The 15,377-nt window shown below is 68.5% G+C and carries 17 protein-coding genes; 8 read left to right on the top strand and 9 right to left on the bottom strand.

The window, feature by feature from the left end:
• Nucleotides 1-70: 70 nt before the first annotated feature.
• Complete coding sequence (locus HNQ67_RS12750; RefSeq protein ID WP_183256038.1) at nt 71-475, bottom strand: phage tail protein; 405 nt, start codon at nt 473-475, stop codon at nt 71-73.
• A 378-nt stretch (nt 476-853) separates the two neighbouring features.
• Between HNQ67_RS12750 and HNQ67_RS12745 the strand changes: the two genes are divergently transcribed.
• On the top strand, nt 854-1,900 hold the full coding sequence (locus tag HNQ67_RS12745; RefSeq protein ID WP_183256037.1) for a ribonucleotide-diphosphate reductase subunit beta: 1,047 nt from the start codon (nt 854-856) through the stop codon (nt 1,898-1,900).
• A 147-nt stretch (nt 1,901-2,047) separates the two neighbouring features.
• Here the strand turns inward: HNQ67_RS12745 and HNQ67_RS12740 are convergent, their stop codons facing one another.
• The 5 genes from HNQ67_RS12740 to HNQ67_RS12720 form a co-directional block, all read right to left on the bottom strand.
• Complete coding sequence (locus HNQ67_RS12740; RefSeq protein WP_183256035.1) at nt 2,048-2,806, bottom strand: molybdopterin-dependent oxidoreductase; 759 nt, start codon at nt 2,804-2,806, stop codon at nt 2,048-2,050.
• The gene (locus HNQ67_RS12735; RefSeq protein ID WP_183256033.1) at nt 2,803-3,636 is read right to left on the bottom strand and encodes a cytochrome b/b6 domain-containing protein; all 834 of its coding nucleotides are present in this window, start codon (nt 3,634-3,636) and stop codon (nt 2,803-2,805) included. Before HNQ67_RS12735 ends, HNQ67_RS12740 begins: the two co-directional genes overlap by 4 nt.
• A gap of 77 nt (nt 3,637-3,713) precedes the next feature.
• Entirely contained in the window at nt 3,714-4,163 is a 450-nt protein-coding gene (locus HNQ67_RS12730) for a cell wall hydrolase (protein ID WP_183256032.1), read from the bottom strand.
• 103 nt (nt 4,164-4,266) lie between these two features.
• Nucleotides 4,267-5,730 (bottom strand): sensor histidine kinase, encoded by a 1,464-nt coding sequence (locus tag HNQ67_RS12725; protein ID WP_183256030.1) that lies wholly within the window; start codon nt 5,728-5,730, stop codon nt 4,267-4,269.
• Between the two features lie 40 nt (nt 5,731-5,770).
• The gene (locus HNQ67_RS12720; protein WP_183256028.1) at nt 5,771-6,493 is read right to left on the bottom strand and encodes a TVP38/TMEM64 family protein; all 723 of its coding nucleotides are present in this window, start codon (nt 6,491-6,493) and stop codon (nt 5,771-5,773) included.
• A gap of 119 nt (nt 6,494-6,612) precedes the next feature.
• Between HNQ67_RS12720 and rpmH the strand changes: the two genes are divergently transcribed.
• The 6 genes from rpmH to HNQ67_RS12690 all read left to right on the top strand — a co-directional run bounded on the left by rpmH (nt 6,613) and on the right by HNQ67_RS12690 (nt 11,198).
• Entirely contained in the window at nt 6,613-6,747 is a 135-nt protein-coding gene (rpmH, locus tag HNQ67_RS12715) for a 50S ribosomal protein L34 (protein ID WP_123288089.1), read from the top strand.
• Nucleotides 6,748-6,878: 131 nt separating this feature from the next.
• Nucleotides 6,879-7,283, top strand: coding sequence for a ribonuclease P protein component (rnpA, locus tag HNQ67_RS12710; protein ID WP_183256026.1), 405 nt, complete (start codon nt 6,879-6,881; stop codon nt 7,281-7,283).
• Nucleotides 7,284-7,288: 5 nt separating this feature from the next.
• Nucleotides 7,289-9,085 carry a membrane protein insertase YidC gene (gene yidC / locus HNQ67_RS12705; RefSeq protein WP_183256024.1) on the top strand — a complete coding sequence of 599 codons (1,797 nt, stop codon included), beginning with the start codon at nt 7,289-7,291 and terminating at the stop codon, nt 9,083-9,085.
• 1 nt (nt 9,086) lies between these two features.
• Nucleotides 9,087-9,728: a ribosome biogenesis GTP-binding protein YihA/YsxC gene (gene yihA / locus HNQ67_RS12700; RefSeq protein WP_183256022.1), complete on the top strand. Its 642-nt coding sequence runs from the start codon at nt 9,087-9,089 to the stop codon at nt 9,726-9,728.
• 40 nt (nt 9,729-9,768) lie between these two features.
• The gene (locus HNQ67_RS12695) at nt 9,769-10,734 is read left to right on the top strand and encodes an alpha/beta fold hydrolase (RefSeq protein WP_183256020.1); all 966 of its coding nucleotides are present in this window, start codon (nt 9,769-9,771) and stop codon (nt 10,732-10,734) included.
• Nucleotides 10,735-10,829: 95 nt separating this feature from the next.
• Entirely contained in the window at nt 10,830-11,198 is a 369-nt protein-coding gene (locus HNQ67_RS12690; RefSeq protein WP_183256019.1) for a hypothetical protein, read from the top strand.
• Nucleotides 11,199-11,201: 3 nt separating this feature from the next.
• On the opposite strand, the gene HNQ67_RS12685 is transcribed toward HNQ67_RS12690, so the two are convergent.
• The 3 genes from HNQ67_RS12685 to HNQ67_RS12675 form a co-directional block, all read right to left on the bottom strand.
• Complete coding sequence (locus HNQ67_RS12685; RefSeq protein ID WP_183256017.1) at nt 11,202-12,128, bottom strand: pirin family protein; 927 nt, start codon at nt 12,126-12,128, stop codon at nt 11,202-11,204.
• 13 nt (nt 12,129-12,141) lie between these two features.
• A complete protein-coding gene (locus tag HNQ67_RS12680; protein WP_183256015.1) occupies nt 12,142-13,431 on the bottom strand; it encodes an NHL repeat-containing protein in 1,290 nt (429 codons plus the stop codon).
• Between the two features lie 75 nt (nt 13,432-13,506).
• Nucleotides 13,507-13,995, bottom strand: coding sequence for an Lrp/AsnC family transcriptional regulator (locus tag HNQ67_RS12675; RefSeq protein WP_183256013.1), 489 nt, complete (start codon nt 13,993-13,995; stop codon nt 13,507-13,509).
• Nucleotides 13,996-14,140: 145 nt separating this feature from the next.
• Here HNQ67_RS12675 and HNQ67_RS12670 point away from each other — a divergent pair, with 145 nt between their 5' ends.
• A complete protein-coding gene (locus tag HNQ67_RS12670) occupies nt 14,141-15,376 on the top strand; it encodes a 3-methyl-2-oxobutanoate dehydrogenase (2-methylpropanoyl-transferring) subunit alpha (RefSeq protein ID WP_183256011.1) in 1,236 nt (411 codons plus the stop codon).
• Nucleotide 15,377: the final 1 nt, after the last annotated feature.

The raw sequence follows: 15,377 nt of genomic DNA, 5'->3' as shown, positions 1-15,377 counted from the left end.
CCCGGCCCGCCTTCGGGCGATGGTTGTTTTCCGAACCGAAGCGGCCGGGCGTCAGCGAAACCGCGCCACCTTATGAGCGACCGGGGAACACCCCCTGTACCGCCACACACCATCTCATCGCCAGGACGCCGCCCTGCGAGGCGTTGGGTTGACCAGCGCCGCGCGTGTCCGAGCGCGACCCGAGCCGATTGGTTCGGGACTCACCGACCGGCGCCCGGTCCCGCAGGTCCGGCAGGGCGAAGGTGGTCCGGCCATCTCCGCCGTAGGTCGTGCCGAACAGCGAGAACAGAGCCGAATACTGCGCGATCGGCAGGACGGCCCCGTCTGCGGCCAGCCAACCGCGCGGGCAGAAATTGGTGCCGAACAGGGAGACCTGACCGATCAAGGGCTCTGATTGCGCCGTCGCCGGGCCTGGCGCGCCGAGCAATGCCGCGCCGGATGCCGCCGTCAGAGCTAAAATCTTGATCGAATTCATGACTGCACCTTGCCTTAAGAAGCCTGGCGTCGCCGGCCGAAACCGCTGCGGCGTCGCCCTTCTGTGATCGGGGGTCGCCCGTATCCCTCACGGATGCGGGCCGGTCCGGCGGGCCGAACCCCTTCGACCTTTCACAGCCAAGGTTGGACCTCCACTCACATATCGGTGATCCTCTGCAGGCCACCGTATGTAGAGAAGCGTGGCCGGGGGACGCCGCCGTTCCGTCCCCAGCTTCTCCCCAGAAGTCTGTGCCGCGCCTACCACATCTAGCGGTCTCAGAAAAAGTGATCGCAATATAGCCGCATTCTGGCTTGGCGCCGGCGCGGCTCGCCCGCATGGTGAACGCCTCCTTCCGGATTCGCCGACAGAGTTGCCTCGATGAACGCGCACGCCCCGATCCAGACCTCCACCCCCGGCCTGCTGACCGCCTCGGCGGCCTACAAGCCGTTCCGCTATCCGTGGGCGTTCGACATGTGGAAGAAGCAGCAGCAGGTCCACTGGATGCCGGAGGAGGTGCCGCTCGGCGAGGATTGCAAGGACTGGGCGGCCAATCTGACCGACAGCGAACGCAATCTTCTGACCCAGATTTTCCGCTTCTTCACCCAGGCGGACATCGAGGTCCAGGACAACTACATGGAGCGCTACGGTCGGGTGTTCAAACCGACCGAGGTCAAGATGATGCTGGCGTCCTTCGCCAACATGGAGACCATCCACATCGCCGCCTACGCCCTGCTGCTCGAGACCATCGGCATGCCCGAGAGCGAGTTCGGCGCCTTCATGGAATACGAGGCCATGAGGGACAAGCATGACTTCATGGGCAAGTTCGGCGTCGACACCGACGGCGACATCGCCCGGACGCTGGCCATGTTCGGCGGCTTCTCGGAAGGGCTGCAGCTGTTCGCCAGCTTCGCGATGCTGATGAACTTCCCGCGCCAGAACAAGATGAAGGGCATGGGCCAGATCGTCAGCTGGTCGGTGCGCGACGAGAGCCTGCACTGCGAGGGCATCATCAAGCTGTACCACGCCTTCAACAAGGAGACGGGGGCCGTCACCAAGGCCGTGGCCGACGACATCGTCGAATGCTGCCGCACCGTGGTCGAGATGGAGGACCGCTTCATCGACCTGGCCTTCGAGATGGGGCCGGTCAACGGCATGACCCCTTCGGACATCAAGGCCTATATCCGCTTCATCGCCGACTGGCGCCTGCGCCAGTTGCACCTGCCCGAGTTGTTCGGAGCGAAGGAGAATCCGCTGCCGTGGCTCCAGTCGATGCTGTCGGGCGTCGAACACGCCAACTTCTTCGAGGCTCGCGCCACCGAATACTCCAAGGCCGCCACCAAGGGCTCGTGGCACGGCGCCGCCGGTGTCTGGGACAGCTTCGACGCCATGATGAAAAAGCGCACGGAAGAGCCGGCCGAGGGCTGAAGCGACCGATTGCAGACCGCGGATCCGGATCCGGCTGACCAAGACAATTCGCGCGAGACACCCGAGACACCTGGCTCGCTACAATCGGGACATCTTCCGCGACACGAAAGACAAGCGAGACACCCGCTGGCGTCGATCAGGTGTCACTCAGATCCCCGCGTACCACTCGTACCCCCGGTCTTCCCAATAGCCGCCCTTGCCGCGGCCGATGTGGGCGAAGCTTTCCACCGCCTCGATGCGGCGGATGTATTTGGCGTGTTTGTAGCCCAGCTGGCGCTCGACCCTGAGCCGCAGCGGCGCCCCGTGCGGCACGGGCAGGGTCTCGCCGTTCATGTCCCAGGCGAGGATGGTCTGCGGGTGCCGGGCGTCGATCAGGTCGATGCTCTCGTAATAGCGCTCGCCGTCCTCGCGCTGATCGAGGGCGTCGAAACAGTGGAAGACGATGTAGCGGGCCTCGGGCTTCAGCCCCGCCTCGTCCAGCAGGGTTTCCAGTCGCACCCCGGTCCATTCGCCGATCGAGGTCCAGCCCTCGACGCAGTCGTGTTTGGTGATCTGGGTCTGCGCCGGCCGCGTCCGCAGTTCGGCGAGGCTGAGCGACAAGGGCCGCTCGACCAGCCCGTCCAGCACCAGCCGGTAGCCGGCGAAGCCGTCCGCCTTCAGCGCCCGATAGTCTGACGCGGCGGGATCGATCGAGCCATTGGCCCTGAAGTCGGGCGAGATTTCGGCCCGGCTGTAGGTCGGCGCGAGGGCGTCGCGCGGGATCAGGAGGCGCTGCGCCCGCCGGGTCAGCCCCTCGCCCATGCGCCGGGCCTGTTCCGACAGCCGCCAGCTGGCCTCGCCGCAGGCGGAGACCACGGACGCCATTGCGGTGGCCAGCGCCCCGGTCAGCCAGCGGCGACGGTTCATGACCCGGCTCCGTCTGCAGGCGGCCGCCGCCGGAGCTTCGGCCCAGCCGTCGATCCCGGCGGCTGGATCGTGAACCAGCCGGTGATCATCGCGCGCATGTTGTTGAAGAAGCCGGTCCAGATCACCAGCCCGACATGGACGACGATGAACCCGACGATCAGGCCCGCCGAGATGAAGTGCAGGGTCCGCGCCGACTGGCGCCCGCCCATGATCTCGAGCAGCACCCCGCCGATCGCGTTGAAGCCCGGCGACATCGACAGGCCGGTGATCAACATCATCGGCAGCACCGCCAGCACCATGGCCAGATAGGTCAGCTTCTGGATGACGTTGTAGGTCCGCGCGCGGTCGTCGGTCGGGAAGTGGAAGCGGGCATGTTCCCTCACCGCCGGCCAGAAGCCGCGCAGGTCCCGTCCGCTGGGCGCCAGCCGGCGCCGCAAGCGGCCGGAGACGAGCGCCCAGATCAGATAGACCAGCCCGTTGGCGACGAAGATCCAGGCGAACAGGAAATGCCATTTGCGCGCCTCGGCCAGGTTGCGCCCCTGGGGGATCAGCAGCCAGTTCGGGACCGTGGGCGTGCTCAGCCAGGGATCGGCGAAGGTCGAACTCAGGCCCCAGTAGAGATGCGGATGGGCCGCGAGGATGTTCAGCCCGCTCATCAGCAGGACGACGACGGCGACGACGTTGATCCAGTGGGTGATCCGCACCGTCAGCGGATGCCGCCAGGTGTCGGTTCGCCCGCCCGGCAGCGGCCGGTCCGCCCGGCGTCCAGCGCCAGACGCGGATGCCGGTCTCACGGCCTCGGGCGGCGGATCGGCGGCGGCGTCGGTCATCGGCGGGTCCCCGGAGCGCCGCCACGGTGTCACGCGGGCCGGCCCGCCGCAACGCCGGCGCGGCCCTCAGAGCCGATTCAGTAGCCCGGAGGCGGGCTCACGCAGACCCGGCCCGACCGCCGGCAGGCTTCCATTTGCGCTTCCCAGGCGGCCCGCTCCCGTTCCCACTGCGCCCGGGCGGCGCTGGCGGCGGCGGCGTTGGCCTCCCACTGGACCCGCTCGGTCTCAAGCCGGGCTGCCTCGGCGCGCCAGGCGGCGTTGCGATCCTCGAAGGCGGCCATGGCCTCGGCCTCCGTCTCGGCGGCGGCGGCGTTGCGGGCGGCGATCTCGGCGTTCAGCCGGGCCGTCGCGGCGACCTCGGCGGGGTCTTGCTCGGAGTCCGGCGCGCGCTTGTACATCTCGCCGCGCAGGCGCAGCCATTCCTCCGATCCCGGCTGGGCGCTGGTCGGGGAAGGCGCGGTCTGGGCGAAGACGGGCGCGGCGGCGAGCGTCAGAGCGACGGCTGCGGTCAGGGTCAATCGGATCATCACAGGCTCCTGTCTTGCGAAGGCCTGGCCAACAGGCTGGGCCGTTTCGAGGCTGTCCGCGAGGGATAACGCCGATCCGGCGATTTGGCGCCGCCCCATTCGCTCAGTCCGGGAGCCGCAGTTCGAAGGTCGTGCCCTCGGGTCCGGCGCCAACGAGACGCAGGTCGCCGCCGTGGCTGACCGCCAGCTCGCGCGAAATGGTCAGGCCCAGGCCTGTGCCGTCCGAACTGCGCCCGCTGACGAAGGGCTCGAACAGCTGGTCGGCCAGCCGGGGCGGTATGCCGGGCCCGTTGTCGGCGATGCGGATGACCGTCTCCCCGCCCTCGTGCACGGCGCTGACCTTCACCACGCCCTTGCGGCCCGCGCGGGCGGAGTCGCCCTCGATAGCCTGACGGGCGTTGCGCATCAGATTGACCAGGATGCGGTGCAACTGGTCGGGGTCGGCGTGGACGGTGAACCGCGCCGGGATGGTCTTCGCGAGCCGCACCCCTTCGCTCGACAGGCCCGCGTCCTCGGCCGCCACGGTGACGGCCGCGCCGAGGGCCGCGACGACGCGCTGCGGCTCGGGCTCCTCGCTGCGGCCGTACTCCAGAACGTTGCGTGACAGGGCTGCGGCCCGGCCGAGCGCCCGCTCCAGCCGCGGCAGCGCCTTGGCGACCTGGGGGTCGGGTGAGTCGGCGAGCCGTTCGGACGCGATCTGCGCCGAGGTCAGCATGTTGCGAAGGTCGTGGTTGATCTTGGCCACCGCCTCGCCCAGCGCCACCAGCCGGGCCCGCGAGCGCAGCGACTGGCGCACCTCGCCCTGCATCCGCGCCAGTTCGCGCTCGACCCGGCCGATCTCGTCGTGCCGGTCGCTGGGCGGGTCGCCCTCGGCCTCGGGATCGATGGCGAATCGCTCGATCGAGCGCGTCACCCGCCGCAGCGGCTGCAGCACCAGGAGGGCCAGGCCGCCGTAGAGCAGGCCGCCCGCCACCAGCGAGAGCAGCAGCGACATCAGCAGGCTGTTGAGCAGGAAGGCCCGAAGTTCCTGCTTCAGGGGCTCCGCCGGGGCCAGAATCTCGATGAAGTCGCCCGACCGGTAGCGGGGCCGCGCCTGTACCCGGATCGATCGATCGGGGTGCCCTGCCAGGGTGCGCCACGGATCCAGCAGCCGGGTGACCGGGCGCGCCTCGCGCAGATCGATCAGATCGGGCGTGCGCGGCAGGTTGGGGGCCTGCAGCAGCAGCCGCCGCACGCCCTGGTCGCCGACTACCACCGCCTGCACGCCGCCAATGGCCAGCAGCTGTTCGGCGACGTCGTCCTCGACCGCCGAATATGGCAGGGCCTCCACCCCGACCGAGGCCAGTTCGGCCGACTGCAGCCGGTCCAGCAGCCAGCGCTCGTGGAAGCTGGCGGCGCTGGGGGCGACGATCAGCACCTCGACCACCGCCGTGAACACGAAGGTCAGCAGCAGCAGCCGCCACGCCAAGGCGTCGGGTGCATGGAAGCGCAGGCGGTCGCGCCAGTCGTCGGGCAGGCGCAGGCGCCGTTCGCCGTCGTTCGCCGGGGACTGCCGCGCCTCGCTCATGCCTCCCCTAACGCAAAGCTTGGGCCAACCGCTGCCTCGGTCATGTCGCCCGCCGCCGCTGCATGGCCGCCTGCAGCCCCTTCATCGCGAAGGGCAGGAGGACGGCCAGCACGAAAACGCCGGCCATCGGCGCCCAGAACTGGGCGAACAGAGCCTGGAAGTCAGGATTCGGATCGTTGACGAGCAGGGTGTTCAGCCGCGCGCCGATCCAGCAGTAGATGATGTGGGCGGGCAACAGGCCGATCACGGTGGCGGCCGTATAGGGGCCGAGGCGCACGGCCATTATCCCGGCCGCGACATTGATCATGTGGAACGGCACCACCACCGCAAGGCGGGCGCCCAGCACATACCAGAAGGTGTCGCGGTCGATGGCGTCGCAGACTTTCTGCATCAGGCCGGCGTCGCGCTCGGCCTTGCGCCGCAGCGCCTCCCCCAGGGCGGACCGGGTCACGGCGTAGACCACCAGCGCCCCCGCCGTGGCCGCGATCGAGGTCGAGACCCCGCCCACCCACGGCCCGAACAGATAGCCGGCGGTGATGGTGAGGAAGAAAACGCCCGGCACGACGCTGGCTGTCAGCGTCGCGAACACCAGCATCAGGATCAGCAGGCTGAGCAGATAGTTGGCGGCCGTGAAGTCCCGGAAGGCCTGGCCGTGGTCGCGCAGGGTGTCGAGCGACAGGTAGCGGTTCCAGCCCATGGCGAAGATCAGGACGATCACGCATCCCAGCGCGATCAGGGGCAGGAAGCGTTTGACCCGGTCCATCGTCTCTCCGCTGGCGTCCCGCGGCGTTGACACCACGGGCTTCCCCGCTTATACGCCCGCCCTTCCCGCGACGGACCACTTTCCGCCGCCCACCTTGTTTTCAGTCCCAGGAGCCGACCGTGAAGCGGACCTATCAGCCGTCGCGACTCGTGCGCAAGCGCCGTCACGGCTTCCGTTCGCGGATGGCCACCAAGAACGGACAGAAGATCGTCCAGCGTCGCCGCGCCAAGGGCCGCAAGCGCCTGACGGCCTGACCCTTTCCGTTCCTCCCCATCGGGGGAGGGGGACCATGCGAAGCATGGTGGAGGGGTCTGACCCGAATGCGGTGGATGTGGTTTGCTCCCTCCACCGCTTCGCGGTTCCCCTCCCCCGGTGGGGGAGGACAATGCAGCAGAACTTCAAGATCGAACGCCTGACATCGCGGCCCCAGTTCCTGGCGGCCGCGAAAGGCGTTTCCGAGGCCCGCGGCGCCGTGGTCGTGCAGCGGCTCGACCGAAAGGACGACGATCCGACGGTGCGGCTCGGCTTCACCGCCACGCGCAAGGTCGGCGGGGCCGTGGTCCGCAACCGCGCCAAGCGCCGCCTGCGCGAGGCCGCCCGGGCCCTGGCGCCGCAGCTGGCGCAACCCGGCAGCGACTATGTCTTCATCGCCCGGATGGGCACCGCGGAGCGCCCGTGGGACCGTTTGCTTGACGATGTGAAATCGGCGCTTACAAGGCTCGCGACCCCGCGGCCGGCGCCTCTAGTCGCGCCCCATGCCCCATGTTCGACCGCTGGCCAGGATTCCTGATCTCCATGCCCCCCCAGAATAACAGCCGCAACACGATCATCTTCATCGTGATGGCGTCGATCATGCTGCTGGCCTACAGCTTCTTTGTGATGGAGCCGCAGACGCAAAAGCGTCGCGCCGCCCAGGAAGCCGCCGCCGAGCAGACAACCGGGCCGGTCACCGCGCCCCAGCCCAGCGCCGCGGTGTTCACCGAGGATCGTCGCACGGCGCTCGGCGCCAACGGCGCGCAGCGGGTTCCGATCGAAACCGGCACGCTGAAGGGATCCCTGTCGCTCACGGGCGGCCGCATCGACGACCTGTTCCTGACCAACTACCGCGAGACCATCAAGGCGGACGCCCCGGCGGTCGAACTGTTTCGCCCCGAGGGCATGAAGCACGCCTTCTTCGCCCAGTTCGGCTGGAGCGGCCCGAACATCACGGGCGGCGTGCCCGGACCGACCACCCCCTGGCAATTGACCGAAGGGTCGACCCTCACTCCGGCGACCCCGGTGGTCCTGACATGGGACAACGGCGCCGGCCTGCGCTTCACGCGCCGGATCAGCGTCGACGAACAGTACATGTTCACGGTGACCGACACCGTCGCCAACTTCAGCGCCCAGGCCGTGACGGTGGCCCCGCGCTCCGGCGTCCTGCGCCTGGGCGTTCCCGACAGTCTCGGCCGCAACCAGGTCCTGCACGAGGGCGCCATCGGCACCTTCGGCGACGGCGAGGCCTATGCGACCGAACAGCTGAAATACAAGGGCTGGACCAAGAAGCCCTCGGTCGAGCATGAATCGACCGGCGGCTGGCTCGGCATCACCGACAAATACTGGCTGGCCGCGCTCGTCCCCGAGCAGGACGAAAAGATCGCGGCCCGGTTCCTCGTGGAAGGCGACGGCTCCAGCGCCGCCCATATCGCCACCATGGACGGCGCCGCCCACACCATCCAGCCCAACACCCAGATCACCGAGACCCGCCGCCTGTTCGCCGGCGCCAAGCGAAATGAAATCCTCGCCGGATATCAGGACAGCCTGGGCCTGCCGCGCTTCGTCTACGCCATCGACTGGGGCTTCCTGTGGTTTCTGACCCGGCCGATCTTCTGGCTGGTCGAATTCTTCTACGGCATCCTGGGCAATTTCGGCCTCGCCATCCTCGGCCTGACCCTGACCGTCCGCCTGATCATGTTCCCGCTCGCCAACAAGAGCTACGAGAGCATGTCGAAGATGCGCAACCTCCAGCCCAAGATGGAGGAGATCAAGAAGAAGCACCCCGACGAGCCGCAGAAGCAGCAGCAGGAGCTGATGGCCCTGTACCAGAAGGAGAAGATCAATCCTCTGGCCGGCTGCCTGCCGCTGCTGCTCCAGATCCCGGTCTTCTACGCCGTCTACAAGATGCTGTTCGTGACCATCGAGATGCGGCACCAGCCCTTCTTCGCCTGGATTCGCGACCTCTCGGCGCCGGACCCGACCACGATCTGGAACCTGTTCGGCCTGCTGCCCTGGGACCCGGCGTCGGTTCCGCTGATCGGCGGCCTGCTGGGCGGCACCTTCGCGCTCAGCATCCTGGCCATCTTCTACGGCCTGACCATGTGGCTGCAGATGGCCATGAGCCCGCAGGCGCCGGACCCGATGCAGCGCCGCATCTTCCAGCTGATGCCGATCGTGTTCACCTTCATCATGGCCACCTTCCCGGCCGGCCTGCTGATCTACTGGGCCTGGTCGAACATCCTGACCATCTTCCAGCAGTACATCATCATGCACCGGCTGAAGGCCGAGAACCCGATCGACACCTTCATCGCCCGGATGAAGAAGGCGAAGGCCTGACTTGGACGATTTCACCCCCGAGGAGCTGGAGCAGGCGCGCATCCTGTTCGCACGCCCGGCGACCTTCATCATGGGCTGCGCCAAGATCGAGCAGCTGCCCGATCCTGACCTGCCCGAGGTGGCCTTCGCCGGCCGCTCCAACGTCGGCAAGTCCAGCCTGATCAACGGCCTGGTCGGCATGCACAAGCTGGCCCGAGCCTCGAACGAGCCGGGCCGCACGCGCGAAGTCAATTTCTTCGATCTCGACGGCAAGATGCGGCTGGTCGATCTGCCCGGCTACGGCTGGGCCAAGGCCTCGAAGTCGACGGTGAAGAAGTTCCAGGACCTCGGCCGCGACTATCTGCGCGGCCGGGTGACGCTCAAGCGGGTCTATCTGCTGATCGACGCCCGCCACGGCCTCAAGAAGGTCGACGACGAGGCGCTCGACGCCCTCGACCTCGCCGCCGTCAGCTATCAGATCGTGCTGACCAAGGCCGACAAGCTGAAGAAGGGCGAGGCGGAGAAGGTCCAGGCCGCCACCCTCAAGGCCATCGCCAAACGCCCCGCCGCCTACCCCGCCGTCATCGTCACCTCCGCCGAGAAGGGCGACGGCCTGCCCGAGCTGCGGGCCGAGATCATGCGCACGACGGGCGTGGAGCTCTAGGCCGCTTGCAGGCCGGCCCCGCAGGTGGTCGGGTGCCCCGATGCACACCCGCCACATCCCGACCGACCGGCTGAACCAGAAGGTCCTCGAGGCCGGTTCCGGCCCTCTCGTCCTGCTCGTCCATGGCTTCCCGGAGTTGGGGATCAGTTGGCGCGCCCAGGTCGAGGCCCTCGCCGCCGCCGGATACCACGCCGTCGCCCCCGACATGCGCGGCTATGGCGGGACCGACAAGCCGGTGGAAACCGCCGCCTACGGCATCCTCGACCTCGTCGGCGACATGGTCGATCTGGTCCGGGCGCTGGGCGAGGAGTCCTGCGTCGTCGTCGGCCACGACTGGGGCGCGCCGGTGGCCTGGCATTGCGCCCTCACCCGCCCCGATCTGTTCCGCGCCGTGTTCGGCCTGTCGGTGCCGTTCCAGCCGCGCCGGCCCAAGGGCCCGCCCACCGCCGCCATGGCCACCATCTCGAAACGGCTGGGTCTGGGCGAGCTCTACATCAGCCAATTCCAGCATACCGACGCCCATCGGGTGTTCGAGGCCGATGTGGCCACCGCCCTGCGCAAGGGCTTCTACGCCTATGACGGGGCCACGGCGGACGACCGCCAGTCGACCGGCTTCATCGCCGAAGGTAAGGACTTCATCTCCGCCGTTCCCGACGACGCGACCCTGCCACCCTGGATGAACGAGGCGCATTTCCAGGAGTATGTCGCCGCCTTCTCCGTCGGCGGTTTCAAGGGGCCGGTCGACTGGTACCGGAACCTCGACGCGAACTGGGCCGCCACGGCCTTCCTGCAGGACGCCCGCATCCGCGTCCCCTCCGGTTTTGCGGTCGGCGAGCGTGACCCGGTCCGCCACTACGCCGGGGCGGCCGAAGAGACGCTCAAGGACTGGGCCCCGGACCTGCGCATCCAGAGGGTCATCCCCGACGCCGGCCACTGGATCCAGCAGGAACGGCCGGACGAAGTGAACCGCCTGCTGCTGGAGTTCCTCGGCGACCTGACGGCCTGACCGTCCCCCACGCGCCACCTCATGTCGGCGAGAGGAATTTTGTTGCACAATCTCCGGTATGGGAGAAATATCAGGGATCGCTCGGAGGAACCGCCATGCAACGCCTGTCATCCTGCCTGATCGTCGCCGCCGTCGCCGCCGTCGCCCTTCCCGCCCTCGCCCAGCAGCCGCCGCCCAATCCCAACGGGCCGCCGCCGTCGGGCCAGGCGAGAATATGGGCCAACCGGTCCTATGAGGGGATGATGCCAGGCATCCGCGCCGATTATGAAAATTTCCTCGACGCCGCCGCCGGTAACAATCTCCCCGCGCAGCCCCTCGCCCGGATCGACCTCGCCAACCGGGTCAGCACCCTGATCGAGCTCGGCCGCTGCACCGACGCCCGCAACGAGGCGCGCGAGGCCGGCGACCGCCAGATGGCCCTCCGCGCCCGCCAGATGTGCCCCCGGGACCGGAACGCGGGCTGATCCTCAGACCGGATCGGTCGGCCCCGGCTTGACCGCCCCCGGCGCCGAGGGCGTGTCGGGGAGCGGAATAAACTCCGCGTCGTCCTCGCTCGGCAGGGTCATCCGCCCCGCCTTCCAGTCGGCCTTGGCCTGGTCGATCCGTTCCTGTTTCGAATGGACGAAATTCCACCAGATCAGCCGCGGGCCGACCGGCTCGCCCCCCAGCACCATCACCGTCGACGGCCGCACCGCCCTCACCGTCGGCTCGGCGGTCTGTTCCAGCACGATCATCTGGCCGTCGTGGAAGGTGCGGTCGCCGACCTCGATTTCGCCCTTCGCTACATAGAGCGCACGCTCGCTATAGCCGCCCGCGCCCTTGCCCGGCGGCGGGGTGGTGCGAACTCCCTCGCCCAGCTCCCAATGCACATAGAACAGCGGTGAAGAGACCGGCACAGCGGCCCGGGCGCCATAGGCCTCGCCGGCCACCAGCCGGGCGAACAGGCCGCCGTTCTCATAGGCTGGCTGATCGGCCTCGCCGTGGTGATGGAAGGACGGATCGACCTCCTCGGCCTCCTCCGGCAGGGCGATCCAGGCCTGCATGCCGTGCATGGGTCCCCCGGTGGATTTCTTCAGCGGATCGGTGCGCTCCGAATGGACCACGCCTTTGCCCGCGGTCATCCAATTGACCTCGCCGGGGCGGATGGCCTGGGTCGCGCCGGTGTTGTCCCGGTGCATGATCTCGCCCTCGAACAGATAGCTCAGGGTTGACAGGCCGATGTGCGGATGGGGCCGCACATTGATCGCCTCCGCCCCGGGGGCGAACTCGGCCGGCCCCATCTGGTCGAGGAAGATGAACGGCCCGACCATGCGCCGGGCGTGGAACGGCAGCACCCGCCCGACCTCGAACCCGCCGAGATCCTTGCGCCGGGCGTCGATCACCATCTCGATCATAGTCTAGTCCCCGTCAGTCCAGCCGCAGACGCGAGATCAGCGCCGGGGCCGGCCCGGGCGTGCGCAACGCCCCCTCCCCGTCGAAATCGCTCCACTGCGATCGCGATACGAACACCAGTTCGCCGTCGTGGACCAGTCCCGTCGTCGGCTCGTCGAGCTGCGGCAGGCTGGCGGCCAGCACCTCGACCGCCTCGATCCGGCGCCAGCCCGCGTCCAGCGTCAGCCTGAGCACGCGCTGCGGAGCCACGCCGTTCTGCAGGGCATAGACGAACCGACCGTCGGAGATCAGGCCGTCGATGCCGATCAGGCTGGCGTTCGCCGGGGCCTGGAGCCGCGTCGCCGCGCCGGTCGCCCGCTCGACCCGCCAGACGCCGGACGAATAGTCGGCCGCGATCACGGCGGCTGCGTCCGGCGTCACGGCCATGCCCTGCGGCGACCGGATCTGGTCCATCGGCAGCAGCACCTTCAGAGCCTCGCCCCCCGGTCGCAGTTCGAACAGAACGCCGCCGGCCACATAGACCGTCCCGTCCGGCGCCAAGGTCACATCGCCCAGCATCTGATCCGCGCCCGGCGCCGGGTAGCGCGCCAGCTCCCGCCCGCTGGAGACGTCGATCTTCAACAGGGCGCTCACAGGGGGCGGCGAATCGGCGGCCCGCCCATGCACGGCGGGAGGCAGAGGTGCGGTCGCGGCCCATAACACCCCGGCACTCCCGTCGATGGCCAGACCGAGCACCCCGCCGATCTCCGCCCCCGCCACGAGAAAGGGACTGACCCCGCCGGCGTCGTCCAGCGCCACGATCGTCCGGTCCCGGATCATGGCGACCAGCCAGCGCCCGCGCGCCTCGTCCCGCGCCACGCTCTCGACCAGCCCGGTGCCCGGGATCGCCGCCAGCGGCCTCAGCCGGTCGGCCCCGACCGGGGCCCGGTTGGCCTCCACGGCGGCGGCGACGGCCTCGAACCCCGGCTGATCGGCCAAGGTCGACAGCGTTTGGTCACCCGCCAGGTTCACCACCAGTCCGGCGTCGGCGTAGCGCCGCACATGGGCCAGCGCCTCCTCCGGCTGGCCGGCCCCAGCCGCCAGCCGCGCCCGCATCAACATCATGCCGGGATGGTTGGGCAGACGCCCGTCCGCCTCGGCCAGCCGCGCCGCCGCGGTGGCCAGATCGTCGGCATTGGCCGCCGCAACGCCCTCCGCCCTCAATCTCTGGAAGCCGGCGACATCCGTCTCCCCGGCCTCCTGTGCCAGACCGGGCGCGGCGCCGGCCAGAAGGCCGGCGATGACGATGGTGGCGGCCAGACGCATCGCGATCCCCCCAGGCTTCGCCGCCACTATCGGTCGGGCCATCGCCGGCGCCAACTCAAGCATCGGCAATCAGGCTCAGGTGACGTGCGGCGTAACGATGCCCAGCGGCAGGGTGGTCACGTTCTTCACCCCGCGCGTGACGATATGGCTCTCGCAGTCCGAAACGATGCCGAGGCTGAGCAGCTTGAGGCGCAGGAAACGGTCGAAGGCATGCATGTCCGAGGTGATGATGCGCAGCACATAGTCCTCGCGCCCGGTGATGGTGGCGCACTGCACCACTTCCGGCCAGTCGGCCACGGCCGCCTCGAAGCGGTCGAGGTTCTCGGTCGAGGGCAAGCTCAACTTGACGATCGCGTAGACCTCGAAGTCGAGCCCCAGCCGGGTGGCGTCGAGCAGGGTCACCCGCTTGCGGATGAAGCCCGTATCCTCCAGTCTCTTGATCCGGCGCCAGCACGGCGAGGCTGACAGACCGACCCGTTCCGCCACCTCGGCCACCGACAATCCGGCGTCCTGCTGCAGGATGTCCAGAATACGGGCGTCGACGGGATCCAGATCGTCAGCCAAGGCGTTTCTCCTGATCGAGGTATGACGCAATAAAATACCCGTGAACCGGCATATGCAAGGTCAAAATCAAGCGAGCCTTGGCTTGCGGACCGTGCTACAGGGCGCCGGAGGAAACGCGGTCGGATCAACCGGACAGCAGGACGGAATGAAAAAGCCTAACACCCAGCCCCTGTCGCTGCGCGTGCCCGAGCCTTCGGGCCGTCCGGGCGACACGCCGGACTTCAGCCATCTGAAACTTGACGCGCCCGGCGCCGTGGAGCGCCCCGAGGTGTCGACCGCGCCGTTCGACATGCGCGACCACGCCTTCCGCCTCGTCCGCGTGCTGGACGACGACGGCAAGGCCGTCGGCCCGTGGAATCCGAAGCTGGACGCCGAGACCCTGCGCAAGGGCCTCAAGGCGATGATCCTGACCCGCGCCTTCGACGACCGGATGCATCGCGCCCACCGTCAGGGCAAGACCAGCTTCTACATGAAATGCACCGGCGAGGAGGCCATCGCGGTCGCCCAGGGCATGATCCTCAACCGCGAGGACATGGGCTTCCCGACCTATCGCCAGCAGGGCCTGCTGATCGCGCGCGGCTATCCGCTCGCGACCATGATGAACCAGATCTATTCCAACGCCGAAGACCCGATCAAAGGCCGCCAGCTGCCGATCATGTATTCGGCCAAGGACTACGGCTTCTTCACCATCAGCGGCAATCTGGGCACCCAGGTGCCGCAGGCCGTCGGCTGGGCCATGGCCAGCGCCTACAAGGGCGACGACAAGATCGCCATCACCTGGATCGGCGACGGGGCCACGGCGGAAGGCGACTTCCACAACGCCCTGACCTTCGCCGCCGTCTATCGCGCGCCGGTGATCCTCAACATCGTCAACAACCAGTGGGCCATCTCGTCCTTCCAGGGCATCGCCGGCGGTCTTGAGACCACCTTCGCCTCCAAGGCCATCGGCTACGGCCTGCCGGCCCTGCGCGTCGACGGCAACGACTTCCTCGCCGTCTGGGCCGCGACCCAGTGGGCCGAGGAACGGGCCCGCACCAACCAGGGCGCGACGGTCATCGAGCTGTTCACCTACCGCGGCGCCCCGCACTCGACCTCCGATGATCCCAGCCGCTACCGCCCCGGCGACGAGCACGAGAAATGGCCGCTGGGCGACCCGATCATGCGCCTGAAGCAGCATCTGATCGCGCTTGGCGAATGGTCCGACGAACAGCAGGAAGCGGCCGAGAAGGACGCCGTCGAACAGGTCCGCGCCGCCGGCAAGGAGTCCGAGGCCATCGGCACGCTCGGCCAGTCGCGTCCCTCGGTGAAGACCATGTTCGAGGAGGTCTATGCGACCGAGGACTGGCGCATCACCGAACAGCGCCGCGAGGTGGGGGTCTGAC

Source organism: Brevundimonas basaltis (assembly GCF_014202075.1).
Classification (GTDB): Bacteria; Pseudomonadota; Alphaproteobacteria; order Caulobacterales; family Caulobacteraceae; genus Brevundimonas; species Brevundimonas basaltis.
The sequence above is the reverse complement of the archived record's forward strand: the minus strand, read 5'-3'. Positions and strand labels throughout refer to the sequence as shown.

Coding starts and splice junctions, on each gene's coding strand:
- HNQ67_RS12750 (WP_183256038.1), bottom strand. CDS start 475: ATGAATTCGATCAAGATTTTAGCTCTGACGGCGGCATCCGGCGCGGCA.
- HNQ67_RS12745 (WP_183256037.1), top strand. CDS start 854: ATGAACGCGCACGCCCCGATCCAGACCTCCACCCCCGGCCTGCTGACC.
- HNQ67_RS12740 (WP_183256035.1), bottom strand. CDS start 2,806: ATGAACCGTCGCCGCTGGCTGACCGGGGCGCTGGCCACCGCAATGGCG.
- HNQ67_RS12735 (WP_183256033.1), bottom strand. CDS start 3,636: ATGACCGACGCCGCCGCCGATCCGCCGCCCGAGGCCGTGAGACCGGCA.
- HNQ67_RS12730 (WP_183256032.1), bottom strand. CDS start 4,163: ATGATCCGATTGACCCTGACCGCAGCCGTCGCTCTGACGCTCGCCGCC.
- HNQ67_RS12725 (WP_183256030.1), bottom strand. CDS start 5,730: ATGAGCGAGGCGCGGCAGTCCCCGGCGAACGACGGCGAACGGCGCCTG.
- HNQ67_RS12720 (WP_183256028.1), bottom strand. CDS start 6,493: ATGGACCGGGTCAAACGCTTCCTGCCCCTGATCGCGCTGGGATGCGTG.
- rnpA (WP_183256026.1), top strand. CDS start 6,879: ATGCAGCAGAACTTCAAGATCGAACGCCTGACATCGCGGCCCCAGTTC.
- yidC (WP_183256024.1), top strand. CDS start 7,289: ATGCCCCCCCAGAATAACAGCCGCAACACGATCATCTTCATCGTGATG.
- HNQ67_RS12695 (WP_183256020.1), top strand. CDS start 9,769: ATGCACACCCGCCACATCCCGACCGACCGGCTGAACCAGAAGGTCCTC.
- HNQ67_RS12690 (WP_183256019.1), top strand. CDS start 10,830: ATGCAACGCCTGTCATCCTGCCTGATCGTCGCCGCCGTCGCCGCCGTC.
- HNQ67_RS12685 (WP_183256017.1), bottom strand. CDS start 12,128: ATGATCGAGATGGTGATCGACGCCCGGCGCAAGGATCTCGGCGGGTTC.
- HNQ67_RS12680 (WP_183256015.1), bottom strand. CDS start 13,431: ATGCGTCTGGCCGCCACCATCGTCATCGCCGGCCTTCTGGCCGGCGCC.
- HNQ67_RS12670 (WP_183256011.1), top strand. CDS start 14,141: ATGAAAAAGCCTAACACCCAGCCCCTGTCGCTGCGCGTGCCCGAGCCT.